The sequence below is a fragment of the Salinisphaera sp. T31B1 genome (assembly GCF_040361275.1).
In the GTDB taxonomy this organism is placed as follows: Bacteria; Pseudomonadota; Gammaproteobacteria; order Nevskiales; family Salinisphaeraceae; genus Salinisphaera.
In genome coordinates this window covers 345,194-358,444 of record NZ_APNH01000005.1, presented here as the reverse complement: position 1 = coordinate 358,444, position 13,251 = coordinate 345,194, and the positions used below count along the sequence as shown (strand labels likewise).

At 57.7% G+C, this 13,251-nt stretch carries 11 protein-coding genes and 1 pseudogene; 8 read left to right on the top strand and 4 right to left on the bottom strand.

What is annotated here, in order from left to right; genetic code table 11:
* Positions 1-122: 122 nt before the first annotated feature.
* The 4 genes from T31B1_RS18440 to T31B1_RS18425 all read left to right on the top strand — a co-directional run bounded on the left by T31B1_RS18440 (position 123) and on the right by T31B1_RS18425 (position 3,625).
* Complete coding sequence (locus T31B1_RS18440) at positions 123-908, top strand: PFL_4669 family integrating conjugative element protein (RefSeq protein WP_353251005.1); 786 nt, start codon at positions 123-125, stop codon at positions 906-908.
* Positions 909-931: 23 nt separating this feature from the next.
* The gene (locus T31B1_RS18435; protein WP_353251004.1) at positions 932-1,438 is read left to right on the top strand and encodes a hypothetical protein; all 507 of its coding nucleotides are present in this window, start codon (positions 932-934) and stop codon (positions 1,436-1,438) included.
* 387 nt (positions 1,439-1,825) lie between these two features.
* On the top strand, positions 1,826-2,245 hold the full coding sequence (locus tag T31B1_RS18430; protein WP_353251003.1) for a single-stranded DNA-binding protein: 420 nt from the start codon (positions 1,826-1,828) through the stop codon (positions 2,243-2,245).
* 138 nt (positions 2,246-2,383) lie between these two features.
* Positions 2,384-3,625: an IS256 family transposase gene (locus T31B1_RS18425; protein ID WP_353251002.1), complete on the top strand. Its 1,242-nt coding sequence runs from the start codon at positions 2,384-2,386 to the stop codon at positions 3,623-3,625.
* On the opposite strand, the gene T31B1_RS18420 is transcribed toward T31B1_RS18425, so the two are convergent.
* Positions 3,533-4,138 (bottom strand): tyrosine-type recombinase/integrase, encoded by a 606-nt coding sequence (locus T31B1_RS18420; protein ID WP_353251001.1) that lies wholly within the window; start codon positions 4,136-4,138, stop codon positions 3,533-3,535. The genes T31B1_RS18425 and T31B1_RS18420 overlap by 93 nt on opposite strands.
* Before the next feature lie 133 nt (positions 4,139-4,271).
* Positions 4,272-5,282 (bottom strand): hypothetical protein, encoded by a 1,011-nt coding sequence (locus T31B1_RS18415; protein ID WP_353251000.1) that lies wholly within the window; start codon positions 5,280-5,282, stop codon positions 4,272-4,274.
* A gap of 651 nt (positions 5,283-5,933) precedes the next feature.
* On the opposite strand from T31B1_RS18415, the pseudogene T31B1_RS18410 reads away from it, so the two are divergent.
* Positions 5,934-7,931 (top strand): annotated as a pseudogene (locus T31B1_RS18410) (DNA topoisomerase III).
* A gap of 253 nt (positions 7,932-8,184) precedes the next feature.
* Here the strand turns inward: T31B1_RS18410 and T31B1_RS18400 are convergent.
* On the bottom strand, positions 8,185-9,303 hold the full coding sequence (locus T31B1_RS18400) for a hypothetical protein (protein WP_353250999.1): 1,119 nt from the start codon (positions 9,301-9,303) through the stop codon (positions 8,185-8,187).
* A gap of 75 nt (positions 9,304-9,378) precedes the next feature.
* On the bottom strand, positions 9,379-10,392 hold the full coding sequence (locus tag T31B1_RS18395; RefSeq protein WP_353250998.1) for a nucleoid-associated protein: 1,014 nt from the start codon (positions 10,390-10,392) through the stop codon (positions 9,379-9,381).
* Positions 10,393-10,690: 298 nt separating this feature from the next.
* On the opposite strand from T31B1_RS18395, the gene pilL2 reads away from it, so the two are divergent.
* From pilL2 to T31B1_RS18380, 3 genes are read left to right on the top strand one after another with little or no spacing between them, the layout of a single operon-like run.
* Positions 10,691-11,269 (top strand): PFGI-1 class ICE element type IV pilus protein PilL2, encoded by a 579-nt coding sequence (gene pilL2 / locus T31B1_RS18390; RefSeq protein ID WP_353250997.1) that lies wholly within the window; start codon positions 10,691-10,693, stop codon positions 11,267-11,269.
* A 55-nt stretch (positions 11,270-11,324) separates the two neighbouring features.
* Complete coding sequence (locus T31B1_RS18385; RefSeq protein ID WP_353250996.1) at positions 11,325-12,497, top strand: hypothetical protein; 1,173 nt, start codon at positions 11,325-11,327, stop codon at positions 12,495-12,497.
* Between the two features lie 3 nt (positions 12,498-12,500).
* Positions 12,501-13,250, top strand: coding sequence for a TIGR03759 family integrating conjugative element protein (locus T31B1_RS18380; protein ID WP_353250995.1), 750 nt, complete (start codon positions 12,501-12,503; stop codon positions 13,248-13,250).
* Position 13,251 lies beyond the last annotated feature (1 nt).

Sequence of the window (13,251 nt, the reverse complement as noted above, 5' to 3'; positions counted from 1 at the left end):
CTGAAAAATTCGGCTGACCGTCATCGGTGTTTCCCAGTGCCCGTCTGACGCGGGATCGCTACGGTTCGTAGGCACCTGATCACTGCGGCAGCGGATGTCGCGACCGATGTATCGGAGATCGCATGACCGACACGCCCTCTTCCAGAACGGGTACGCCCGCAATCGTGCCGGGCCGGCTCCGCAATTTCGTCGAGATGACCCTCCAGACGCGCCAGGCGCAGCGTCTCCTCCAAGGCCGCCGCGGTGCGGATAACAAGCCGCCGATCATTGGACTGTATCGCTACGGCGCAATAGTGCGCACGATCTGGGCCGGTGCCGCGCGCAATGATCCCTATGCCGATTGGTGCCTGCTGCAGATCGAACAGGCGCTGACCGAATCGAAGGATGAACTCGCAACCGTAAAGCAAACCATCGAGTCCGACATGGAACGCATGTCGGCAGTGCAGGTGGGTCTGGCGCATTCCATCGAGCCCGCCAAGGTGGAGCTCACCTTCTCGAATCCCTATGGCTACATGGGCGGCTGGTTGCTCGTCGACATGGACGAATTGGTGCTGTCGGCGCTGACCGCGCGCCATGTGGGCCTGATGACGCGCGACGCCTCCGAACGTCTGTTGCAGACGGCCGGCCGCGCGGTTCGCCGGGCCTTTGCCTCAGCCCAGGGATATCGAACCACGGCGGTGACCCGGAAAGACATCATTGACGGCACCCGTCGTGCCGAGATCGCGAAACAGGCCATGGGCGAGCTGCCTCAAGCCGTGATCGACGGAGAGCTGCGCCCAGAGCATGCGCCGGCGATCGAGGGACTGCAGCAGTCATCCAACGAGAGTGGCCACACTGTGGCCACCCCGGACGAGACGTACGACGACGCGGCTGATTCAGATCCAGACGGCCCGGGAACGGGCGAATGACGACCCGTCGTAGGCCGGCCGCTATGACCCCCCAATCTGACGAAGCCGCTGCCGCAGTTTTTGACGAAACCCCTTTAAAGGGCCCTTTAAGGGTAAGGGAGGCACGCCAGCGAATCGCGGCGCTCGAACAGGTCGTCCGAGACGGCGAAGCCGAGGGCACCCAACTCTGCGAGGCATTCCAGGCCCAGTTTCCAAAGGCACCGGCGAAGATCGTGCGCTACAACGACCGAAGCCTGACGTTTTATCGGTGGCGTCAATCGAGCGCTCGCCGTTGGGGGTCGAACAAGACGACGGCCGTCAATCTGACGGGCGACGCCGGCCAGAGATTGCTGGCCCGCGTGCCGGCAACGGCACGTCAGCACTGGCTCAATTACGAGCGGCGACGAGTCTATCTCAACATGTGCTTGTCGATCGCGGCCTACGAGCTCTACCGGCTCCAGGATTGGCTCGATGCCCTGGATGCGATCAAAGCCATCGAACGCGACGGCCTTGTGGCCGGCGCGCCTGACAACAATAACGATTACGGATAACTGCCAACGCGATCGGCGATCGAGCGCCGGTTTTCGGCGTGACCCTCTGAGCCGATCGTCGACCGATGTTCCGAAGGTGGCCACAGTGTGGCCACCCGTTATCACGGCGGTGGGGAGGCTTTGCGTCCCTGGTACGAGCTCGCGGATTGCCTCAAAGAGGAATCAGAGCCTATGAATCATGGCGCCCGCTGCCAAACATGCGTGGTGCATGCGGACAAACCCGGTAATCTCAATCTTAATCGAACCCTCGCGACCCATCCGCGCGAGCGCTCACAGCTCTAATTTTCGAGGTAACGCCGCGCGATTCATTGTTGTATGGCGCGCCGCTCCGGTCGAGGCTGTCCCTGTCCAATAGCGACACTCACACCTGACCAACGGAGCGAACCGATGTCGAACTCTTTCACCGCACGCGGCAATCTCGCTGCCGCACCCGGACTGAAAACTGTCACCGTCAACGGTGAGAACCGCCAAGTCACCGAGATGCGTATGTACTGCGATCGTCCCGTCCCAGACGGCAACGACGGCTTCAAGGACAAAGGCGGTTTCTGGCTGAACGTATCCCGCTGGGGTGCGGCGGCCGAACATGCCGCGCGTGTGCTCGACAAGGGTTTCCGCGTGAAGGTCGAGGGCACCTTGGTGCAGAACAGTTGGGAGAAGGACGGCGAGAAGTTTTCCCGCCTGGAACTATCGGCCGACGACATCACGCTGGATTTGTCCCGAATCGAATCGGTCACCCAGCGCGCGCGCCGCCAAGAGAGCAATGGTCAGCAACAGGCTGACTCGAATGATATCGATGCAGCCGAGTAAACGGTTTACGGCGACTGATACACGGACTCGAGCTACGCTCATTTCTGGTGTATGAGCGATTGAAGGAAGCGGCACCCACCTGCTGAAATTAGCGATGACGAAGTCACTGATTTCAAGCACAGAACAGGTGCCACCACCATGCGAGACGATACGACGATTCCCCTCGCCGATCCAAGCTTTGCGGATGCTTTGTCCGACCTGGTGCGCGATGGCGCCCAGCGCATCATCAAACAGGCCGTACAAGCCGAGCTGGATGCGTTTCTGCAGGCCCACGCCGATTGCGACGGCACTGGGCGCCGTGAAATCGTACGCAATGGGTATCAACCCGAACGCGACGTGCTCAGGGGCGTTGGCCCGGTCTCGGTTGCGCTGCCCAAGACCCGCGATCGGGCCGGACAGGGCCGACGGTTTTCTTCCGCGTTGTTGCCGCCGTATCTGAAGAAGACGCGCCGACTGGAATCGGTATTGCCGTGGCTGTATCTCAAGGGCGTGTCGACCAACGATTTCGACGAAGCGCTCAAGGCGTTGTTCGGTGAGTCGGTCAAAGGCCTGTCGGCGTCGACGATCAGCCGGCTCAAGGTTGGCTGGGGGACCGAGTACGAGACCTTTCGTGAGTGTGATTGGCGCGGCCACGAGATGGTGTATCTCTGGGCGGACGGCATCTATATTAATGTGCGCGCCGCCGAGCGGCGCTGTGTGCTGGTGGTCATCGGCTGCGATAGTCACGGCCGCAAGCACTTCCTGGCGATTGAAGAAGGCTTTCGGGAATCGACCGAGAGCTGGAAAGCGCTGTTGCTGAGTCTGCGTGACCGCGGGTTGACCGTCGCGCCCAAGCTGGCCGTCGGCGACGGCGCGATGGGCTTCTGGAGTGCGCTGGCCGAGGTCTATCCCAAGACCTGCGTTCAGCGATGCTGGGTCCATAAAACCGCGAACGTGCTCGACAAGCTGCCCAAGCGGATTCAGCCGCAGGCCAAAGGCCATCTCCATGAGATCTGGCAAGCCAACACGCGTCACCACGCCGAGCAGGCCTTTGATCGCTTTGTTGCGACGTACGGCGACAAATACCCCAAGGCCACGGCGTGTCTGGCCAAGGATCGCACGGAGCTACTGGCGTTCTACGACTTCCCGGCGGCGCACTGGCAGCATCTACGGATCAGTAATCCGATCGAGTCGACCTTCGCCACAATTCACCTGCGAACCGCGGCGACACGCAACTGCGTGAGTGCTAAAAGCGGGTTGGCGCTGGTCCATCAACTGGCGATGAGCGCCCAGCAGCGCTGGCGCCGGCTACGCGGCTTCAAACAACTCGCCGACGTCATCAACGGCGTCCAATTCATCGACGGAATAGACGAACGCCAACTCAGCAGGAAAGCCGCCTAGCTTCTTTCCCATACACCAGATTTGACAGTAACTCGTGCCGTACTCGAGAGGGTCGAGGCCGATACTCTCAACCCACGATTTAACGACTCGGGCGTATTGCCGCGTAGATAGATGTGGAGAACCAGACACCCGGCTCGGAAATAGATAATCGTTGGCTCGCAGCGCGACGGCGCTTATCCATGTTTCGATTGAAGTACGCGTTTGCTCTGTCAGTTCGAACTGTACAGGTCGGCCCGTCTTCTGCTGAACAATCGCGGTGCGGGACAGTACGCGGCCACCGTGCGCGACGTCTTGAACCTTCAGCCTGACGAGATCACATCCGCGTAGCTTGCTGTCGATCGCGAGATTAAACAGTGCAAGATCCCGCGTCTGGGCGGCAAGCTGTAGCCTTACCCGGATACCCCAGATTTCTTTGAGCCTTAGCGGTGGCTTCGGGCCGACTAAGCGGCCTTTGTTCCACGGAACGATGGCGCTTTTTTTATGAGCGCTTTCCCATTGGTCGACATGCTCCATGACGATTCCTTTTGCTTAACGGAACCGTCAATATCCGACCGATCGCTGGTGATCAGGTAGCGACCCGAAGCGGCCATTCAATCCTTGAAAATGCATCTGCTTTTTTACATAACGCTCGGCTATTGCGCTTACGTCAACTCTTATCGACACTCACCTTAAGTTTAGGCGGCCTGCTTCGAGTATAGGGTATTTCAGGCCACCAGTTCGCCGGCCGAGCCTCTTCCAATAAATGAGGAATATCTTCTTTAAGATAATACACTCGATAAGAATCAATAAATGTCATTATAATACCGGGACTACCGGATAAATGCATATCCTCGAGACTTGGCGAAGTTGTAAATGATTCGGGACGCCATAGATCACGCCGACACTTATCAAATCGGTGCCAATAATTCTTGTTGAACAAAACATCAAGCGCTGCTTGCTCCATACGGGGGACTATTTGACTTACGTCGGCCTCAATGATGCGCTTCGGGGCTTGGCCTATATCGCCATGGCTTGCGCCATTCCTTAGTGAAAACCAGCTATCAATTTCTTGTTTTTTATAGTTCATTTTCGGGTTTAAGAACTGACGAAGCTTGCCTGACAATTGTTTACAAGGCTTTTGAAACGCACTTTCAAAAAGGCGAACTAGGTCGCGATATTTCCCTGATGAATTAGAATGCGCTAATGCCTCTGCTAGTAACATGACCCCTTCTCTGCGATCATCATCAGAAACTAATGTATGAATAATATCTGGAGCAATATAGGGTTGAAACCTTGATAACCTAATGTCTTGGCTTATTCCTTCCGCTTTTTCCAAATGTTTTTTATCTTCATCGCTTTCTATAACAAGCATAACTGGGGGCAGTACTGTGCCTATCTCTCTCGAACACCAAGCTTGACAGGCTATCAGGTTTGCTAAAAAACCCAACGCATTCTCGCACTTTTCTCGCTCTACTACAGGAATCTCGACCATACCGTGTCCGATATTCGGCAAATCTATAGATATTTCCCCATAAACTAGTAACCTAACCTTATTTTCTGTTCGCTCCACGCTCACTATAGTTATTGTGACATCGCCTATATTAGTTTTTTTGTTTTCAGCCCATTCTTGGTGAGGCTCTTTACTCAAATAAAACTTCGCAAATCTTAAGAGTTTCATGGCCGAATTTCCTGATTGATACTGCTTTGAGGTCGAGCCGCAAATGCTTTTGCGATTAACGGTTTGCGAAACAACCGTGCTTGAACTCTTCCAATCCGTTTAATAAAACTTGGCGTATGACATACCTCGTTTAAAAGTATTCGTCTGATTTCTAGATGATAGTGGCGAATTCTACGGTATGACACCGTATGCAGTTTCGCGGGGTAATTACACGAGTCTTGACATAAAACTCAGAATGGCAGCTATTGGCCCGACAGCAGAAGTTGCAGCGTGGGCTTGAATGCAATACTTGCCGCCTAAGCGCGGATCGCGTCTTCGACTGGCAGAGTCACTTTAACGCACGTCAGTATTCGAGTGACGGCGTGCACGATGTAGCCGATATCGGGATATCGCAGCGGCACCTCCAGCGTGCAGGTGGCCACAGTGTACCCACCTTGGCGATACGAAGGACACGGTCATCTGCATCCCTTCTTAATGTCGCGATCTTATGCGTACCGCGCTGTCTCTTATCGGGAATGTGACGCTACATCATCGCCTCCTCTGCTCTTCGTATTGTTACTCGTGAAATTGGACTGCCGGACGCCTTGATTTTCCCGCTATAAGGTCGGCCTGCCTGCAATTCTGTCGGCGTAACTCACACCGGGCAGCGCCATGGCTGGCATCGTCTTTCTCTGCGAAAAGCCATCTCAGGCGCGCGATATCGCCCGAATCCTCGGCGCGACGAAAAAGACCAAGCATTACCTGTCCGGCAGCTACGTTACGGTTACGTGGTGCTTCGGTCACCTGCTCGAGATGGCGTCGCCCGATCGCTATGGCGAGAAATACAAGAAGTGGGCCTTGGAGACCCTGCCGATCATTCCGGAACAATGGCGGCTCGATGTTCGCCCGAAGGTCAAAGCGCAGTACAAGGCCATCACGGATCTGGTAGGCAAGGCTGGGCATGTCGTTGTCGCGACCGATGCCGACCGCGAAGGCGAAACCATCGCCCGTGAGATTCTGGACCGTTGCCGGTATCAGGGGCAGATCTCGCGGCTGTGGTTGTCGGCGCTCGACGACGCCAGCATCCGCCACGCGCTCGATAATTTGAAACCCGGCACCGAAACCGAACCGCTCTATCACGCCGGCCTGGGTCGCGCACGCGCGGACTGGCTGGTCGGCATGAACCTGACCCGCGCCTATACCGTGGTCGCGCGCACCCAAGGCTACGACCGCCTGTTGCCGGTCGGACGAGTCCAAACACCGACCCTGAACCTCGTTGTCGATCGTGATCACGAGATCGAATCGTTCAAGCCGGACCCCTACTAGGATCTGGTGGCGACGCTGGCGACCGGTGGTGGCGAGACGTTCGCCGCACAGTGGCAACCACCGGCGGCCGTCGCCGACGACAAGGGCCACTGTCTCGATGAACGTACAGCCCGCCGCATGGCGCAGCAGATTGGGGACGCTGCCGCACGGATTAATGCCACCGTAACAAAGCGTGAGCGCGTTGCGCCGCCCTTGCCCTACGATCTCGGCACGCTGCAACAGGACGCCAGTAAGGCGACGGATATGGGCGCGCAGACCGTTCTGGACACGGTTCAGTCGCTTTACGAGACGCACAAGGCCGTGACCTATCCGCGTACCGACTGCCGCTATCTGCCGGTTAGCATGTTTGGCGAGGCTGCCACAGTGCTCGATGCGATGCATCGAACGGATCCGCATGCTGTTGCTGCGATCGCACAGGCGGATCCGCAGCGCCGGTCGAAGGCCTGGGACGACACGAAGATCACGGCCCACCACGCCATCATTCCGACGACGAAACACGCAGACCTGAGTCGCCTGTCCGCGGCGGAACGACACCTATACGAGATGATCCGCACCCGTTATCTCGTCCAATTCTATGATGATCACGAGTACGATCGCACCATCTTGTCGATCGACATCGCCGGCGCTGTATTTCGCGCCACTGGTAAGACCGTCGTGGTCGACGGTTGGAAAGCGGTCGCCGCATTCGATGAGGCTGACGGGGAAAAAACCAACAATGCTCGTCTTCCGGCTGTGTCCGAAGGCGACGTATGCCGTGTGGTCGGTACCGAAATTCAAGCCAAGCAGACTCGGCCGCCAGCGTACTATACCGAAGGCACGCTGATTGCAGCGATGAAGAATGTCGCCTCGATGGTGAGCGATGATCGGCTAGGGAAGATCCTGAAAGATACCGCAGGCCTTGGAACCGAGGCGACACGCGCCGGCATTATCGCCACGCTGATTGACCGCGGCTTCTTGGCGAAAAAGAAGAAGAAACTGGTCTCAACCGATGCCGGTCGCACCCTGATTTCCATCCTGCCCGGCGCGATCACGGATCCCGCCACGACGGCCGCCTGGGAACAGGCCCTGGACAAGATCAGCGCCGGGCGCATGACGCTCGACGACTTCGTGGCACGACAGGTGAATTGGGTATGCCAAGCTGTCGATCAGGTGCAGCAGCGCGGCCTGAATGTACCCAAACGCGTCGAACCCACGGCGGGGAAGAAATGTCCCAAGTGCGGGAAGCCAATGCGCAAGCGCACCGGCCAGTATGGGTCGTTCTGGGGTTGTACCGGATATCCCGCTTGCACGGCCACTGTGCAGATCGGCAGCGAGCGACGTCGCAAGAAAATCGCCAAAGAATGACCTGCTCTATTCCATGGAAAAGACGTCGCCCAAGAGCTATCGCGCGCTGATACCGTATGAGCGCGCCCGATACCGACAAGTCAGTCGTTGCAACAGTTCACAGTGGTCATTGTCGCGCCGGCCACCACAGCCGACCGGTCACTGCAGGTTAACTACGTTATATGAAAACGTGCGTGGCTTCTTCTATCGGCCAGAAGCGGCGATTGCATAATGTTCGTGGATTGAACCTAGTCGTCTCAGCACAGCGACCGCTCTATGTAGACGTCGTAACTGCTATAGCGCTGTATGCGTAATACGTCATCGCCGTGGTTACGCAAAGCAACGCGACCATGATGACCGGGATACCCCAAAGATGGATACAGATTCGGAGCTCGAGTCGATTAATAACTGGCTTTAACTTCTCGTAAGTCAAACGTGACTGGCTTTTAAGTAGTTTAACTTCTGATTTCAGTTCGCTTTCAATCTGGTGGATTGAAAGCGAGTAAGACAAAATGATTATGATGGCGATAGCCGCGAAGATAAACGATGCTACTAACAGCGCTTGATTAGCAACTGCCATTGCCGCCTCAGGCTTTATCTGGCTTGCGAGAAGACCTTGCGCAACTGGTATGGCAATCAATTTCCCCATGGCGTCTGTGGCGATGGAGTTAAGCTTGACGACATAATCGAGTTTTTTTCGCTCAAAATCGTCCCGCGCGTTATCGAAGTTGAAAGCGGAGGCATAGATATCGAAATCTGCAAGATAAGTCTCTTTGAAGTGTCTAAGCGATCGCACGAAGGACGAGAATCGATCCTCTCGAGCAACACCAGCAAGCATTCTGACGATCGCTCTCCGAGCGATGTCTTTTCTTGCGTCTTCATGGTGCTGGTTGAAGACGCTAGCGAAAATTTCATCTATTTCAGTATCAGTACCAACGTGATCAAGATCCCAGTGTTTGTAGATCAGTGGCACACCAACCTTTCGATTTGTTAGAAACACAGCGTAGCCGTCGGCGTCCGATGCCTCTCGTACATCATCAGCAATCTCGCGAATGAACTCGACGACTCGTAGTACACGCTGGTATTGCGCAACGTGTGCGTGAACAGGAACTTCGCCCGCAGCGTAATCCTCTTCGATAAGGTAAAAATTCCTTGGCATCTCGCCAAGGAAACGACCACCGTTATAAGCCAACAATGAGGCAATATTGTTAGCGAGTACTTCTCTTTCACGCGTCATGCCATGAATGATCAAAGTGGCATGGGCGTTGTCGGGAAGGCGGTTTAACGGTGTTGGGACTTCGCGGCCATTGACCCTTAATGTAACGCGCCACCCTGCCGCCTCGATAGCATCGTAAAGCGTTGCAGTATCAACCTCCTTTCGGAGTTCAAGCATTAGGTCAGTGCCTACGACACTCGCGCTGTCCGCCTTTCGGCAGAGTTGGACGATCGATTCGAATCCAGCCACGACTTAGCCCTCTGCAAGCTCTCGTAACAGCCGGTCCGGCGCTTGCTCGATGACAACTTTGCCATCAACCACACGAACGTGAGCTGATTTGAACTCGTAGGTCATCTTAAGAGTCAGCTCTTTGCTTCGATAGTTAATATCTGAAAGTGCCTTAATAGTTGTTGCATCAGGCACAAAGCCTGCAGAGGGCGGTTCGTCGTGATTGTTGAAGAAGCGGAGAAATGCCTCCGGTTCGTCCGGCCAGACAGCGTTGGCCAGCGCTTCGAAGCTTTCCACCCTTGGGGCGTCGCTCTTTCGCAAGGCGTCTGCATAGTCAAAGGCTCGCCTGCGTACATCGGGCATTTCGTTTTCAGGTAATACGCCAGCTTCAACCAGCCCATTGGCGAAGTCCCTGACAACAATTACCAGTTTTTTCGATTCAGCCTTCGAGTCCTGGTCGACTTGGCATCCGACGAAGTTCTGAAAATAGTCGGACGGACCTGCATCTTTATCGCGGCGCAGCACGAAAGTGAGGTACCTCTCAGCATCCTCGAGCCACGCTCGAAGATCAACCCGCGCAGCCACTTGAAGCTTGTCGAGGTTGAGGTATGGTGCCCTGACAACCTTGTGAAGGTCTTCCGAGAAGATAGCGCCGGACTGCGAGTTCAGTTTGGCGATGAGGAGCATGTCTCGGTCATTATGGCTATAGCGCATCAGGAGGAGATAACCACCACTCGCGAAAACAACACTGTTCATCTCTTCTCGCAGGCGCTCTACGGCTAAATCGGAAAAGTCCTTAAATGATATCTTCCCATTAAGGACCCGCTGTAAATGCGAGCTTAAAGGGTAGTTGTTTGTGTCCGTATTAAAAGAACCGGCGTAGCGGGAACTACGATTGTTGTAGCTGTCCAGCAAAGTGAACATTAGGTCATTAAGTTCACCGGTCCGCTCGAGTTCTTCGTCAGAGTCTTGAGTCGTCGCGCCGACAACTCCTGATTCCTTTATGATTTTGTGAACAATTGCGTTAACAATCTCCATATTTCCCCCAGTCTGTAGTTATTCGCTCGTGCCGTTGCGTGGCCGTCGGAAATCTTATCACTCTCCTGCGTAACGTTGGCTCGGGCAATCGAGAGATTGCTCATTTCATCGGATTAACAAGATGCCTTACTCAACATCTTGCAGACGATTGTCTGCTTAGGGCCGCCGCCCCGTCGGCCTGATTCTTACCCTGCAGCCCCCCTAGCAAAAATTCCTCAAGGCCGCGGCGGGATTTTCTGTTGCTCGTCTTACGCCCCTCGGTCAGCTTGGCTGTGAACTCACGGCGGAATGTCACGACATGACCCACCCCTTGTTTTCGAGCGCGCGTGCGACGGTCGCCGTTGCCGCTATCGCTATCCTGCTGCCGGCCTTGGGCGGCTGCGCCAGCACCCAACATCGTCTCGGGTCGCCCACAGTGGCAAACGCCACGCCGGCCTTGCCGGACATCTATGCTTCCCCCTCGGACGTTCCCACGGCGAATGTCGTGCGCACGGGCCGCTATCAGCTGGTCCCGCTGGCCCCGACCTCCGGTCAGCGGGATCTGCTGGCCCAAGCCGTATCCATCGATCTCCCCCAATCGATGCACCTGACGGTACGTGACGGCCTGGAACATGTGCTGAGGGATTCCGGGCTGCGTCTCTGCCCCCGCCAGGCGCAGGCCGGTTTTTTCTCCGAATCGCTGCCGGCGGTGCATCGCGAGCTCGGACCGACCACGCTGTCCGACGCCCTGCAGGTGCTCGCCGGCCCGGCCTGGCAGCTGCACGTCAATTTAGCCGATCGCACCGTGTGCTTTAGCCGACGCAGCCAGGCGGCGATTGCAACGACACGCACGCCGGCCGCACCCAACGACGGTTCGGTCGTATCGGCGCGCGAGTGATCACGCGGCCCACGACCACGGTGACCGTTTCGTTCCAGTCCACGAGGCCCTGACCATGCGACACCGCACGCTTTCGATCGCTCTGTTGATTGCCGCATCGCTGACGCCGATCGCCGGCTGCAGCGATCACGACGAGTCGGCGAACACACCGGATCAAAACAGCGATCTCGCAGCCGACCAGACTACCGATCACGCCGGCAACCGCTCACACAACGATTCACCGATCCCGGTCAACGATCCCAACGCCAGCGATAAGTCGGAGGTGACTGCGGCGGCATCAAAACCCAAGCCACCAGCGCCTGACCGTGTCCGACAGCTGGCTCAGCAGATCGCCACGATCAAACAGACCCATCAGAAGCGCCTGAATGACCAGGCCCGGCGCATCGACGCACTGGAACAACAGGTCGCTGCACTCACCAAACGCCTGCAACGGCTGCCGCAGCCCGCGGCCCAGACGGATTCCGACGGACAATCGCCCCAAGCCGACAGCACGCCGGCCCCGGGTGCGGTCTCGCCGCAAGCGGGCGACAACGACGCCACGGATGGTGGTAACAAAAACACATCGGCCGACGACGCCGATGTCAGCGACGCGAACGCCCCATCCGACGACGCGTCGCCGGCCGCGGGCCCGGTCTCCGGCGAGAATATCGTCAAAAACTGCCCCAACTCAGGCGGCTCGGATCAGCAATTCGACGTGTTCTTTCAGGCCGCGAACGCCGATGCGTTGGATGCCGCGGCCGACCAGGTCAAGTCGGCCGGGATCTCGGACTGGTTCGCGCGCGCCCGCATGCGCCGCCTCTTTGTCGGTCGTTACGGCAATTGCCCCTTGGCCGCACACCGCCGGGCCGACGTCCATCAGCGGACCGGCCTGGCGCTAAATATTCGGGCGGTCACCCCGCGCCGCACGAGCGCGACCCACAGCCGGGCGCGCGATTACGGCGCGCAGGGTCATGGGGCTTCGGCGGTGCGCCGTGCCGCGACACAAGCGATCCGGCCGCCGGTAGCCACTGATGCGCCGTTCGCGATTGTGGGCGTCGAAGTCCGCGGCACGCATCACTTTCTTGGCGTCGGGCCCCAGGGCGCGGCGCGCCTGTCCGGCGTGTCGTGGCTGACGCCCGGCGACGCCTACGGCACCTGGACGCTGCGCGCGATTCGTACCAATGCCGGCACGGCCACCTTCACGCACGACGGTCGCACGGTCGCCGTCGCCCTGCCGCGGCGAGGTTAAGCCATGGCTCGACGCTCGTTCATTGGCTTTTCGTTCGGCCTGACACTGGCGCTGTCCCTGCCGGCCGCGGCGCAGTCGGATCCGGCGCCGGCGATGCTCAAGCGGCCGACCACCACCGACCAGGCCACGCAATCACGCGAGACCCGCGAGAAAGCGATCACCAAGCAACCCGCACAGCAATGGGATCTGTCGGTGTCCGAATGGCAACGCTACAAGACGTTGCTTAAAGGCATCGACGGCTATCGCTCCGACAAGCTGGACCCGCTCACCGAACTCGGTATCCGGGCGCGCTCGACGGCCGAACGGCGCCGCTACGCGCGCAAGCTCGCCCGCCTCGAACACGAGCGCACCCAGCGCGTGCTCGCCTTCCAGAAAACCTATGACCAGGTCTTTTCCCAGATGTACGCCGGCCAAACACCGGTCAATGCCCAGGGCATGACCCAGGCCCTCATGGCCGGCCCGCAGTCCGCAGCCAAGCTGGGCCTGGATCAGTCGTCACGCCCGGCCATTGTAGTCCGCATCCATGACTGTTCGGCTTGCAAGCGCATCGTGCAAAAGCAGGCGAACTCTCAAATGCCTATGGACATCTACGTCGTGGATGCCGACAGCGACGACGCGATTCGCCGCTGGGCGATACAGGTCGGCTTGAATCCAAAACGCGTGCGCAGTGGCGACATCACGCTCAATCACGCGCCGCAAAAGCTGGTACGCACCATCGATGCGGATTCGCTGCCGCACGTGTTCTCGCGCTGAA

Bases quoted from the DNA above. Each gene is read 5' to 3' on its own strand.
- T31B1_RS18440 (WP_353251005.1), top strand. From the start codon at position 123: ATGACCGACACGCCCTCTTCCAGAACGGGTACGCCCGCAATCGTGCCG.
- T31B1_RS18435 (WP_353251004.1), top strand. From the start codon at position 932: ATGACCCCCCAATCTGACGAAGCCGCTGCCGCAGTTTTTGACGAAACC.
- T31B1_RS18430 (WP_353251003.1), top strand. From the start codon at position 1,826: ATGTCGAACTCTTTCACCGCACGCGGCAATCTCGCTGCCGCACCCGGA.
- T31B1_RS18425 (WP_353251002.1), top strand. From the start codon at position 2,384: ATGCGAGACGATACGACGATTCCCCTCGCCGATCCAAGCTTTGCGGAT.
- T31B1_RS18420 (WP_353251001.1), bottom strand. From the start codon at position 4,138: ATGGAGCATGTCGACCAATGGGAAAGCGCTCATAAAAAAAGCGCCATC.
- T31B1_RS18415 (WP_353251000.1), bottom strand. From the start codon at position 5,282: ATGAAACTCTTAAGATTTGCGAAGTTTTATTTGAGTAAAGAGCCTCAC.
- T31B1_RS18400 (WP_353250999.1), bottom strand. From the start codon at position 9,303: ATGCTTGAACTCCGAAAGGAGGTTGATACTGCAACGCTTTACGATGCT.
- T31B1_RS18395 (WP_353250998.1), bottom strand. From the start codon at position 10,392: ATGGAGATTGTTAACGCAATTGTTCACAAAATCATAAAGGAATCAGGA.
- pilL2 (WP_353250997.1), top strand. From the start codon at position 10,691: ATGACCCACCCCTTGTTTTCGAGCGCGCGTGCGACGGTCGCCGTTGCC.
- T31B1_RS18385 (WP_353250996.1), top strand. From the start codon at position 11,325: ATGCGACACCGCACGCTTTCGATCGCTCTGTTGATTGCCGCATCGCTG.
- T31B1_RS18380 (WP_353250995.1), top strand. From the start codon at position 12,501: ATGGCTCGACGCTCGTTCATTGGCTTTTCGTTCGGCCTGACACTGGCG.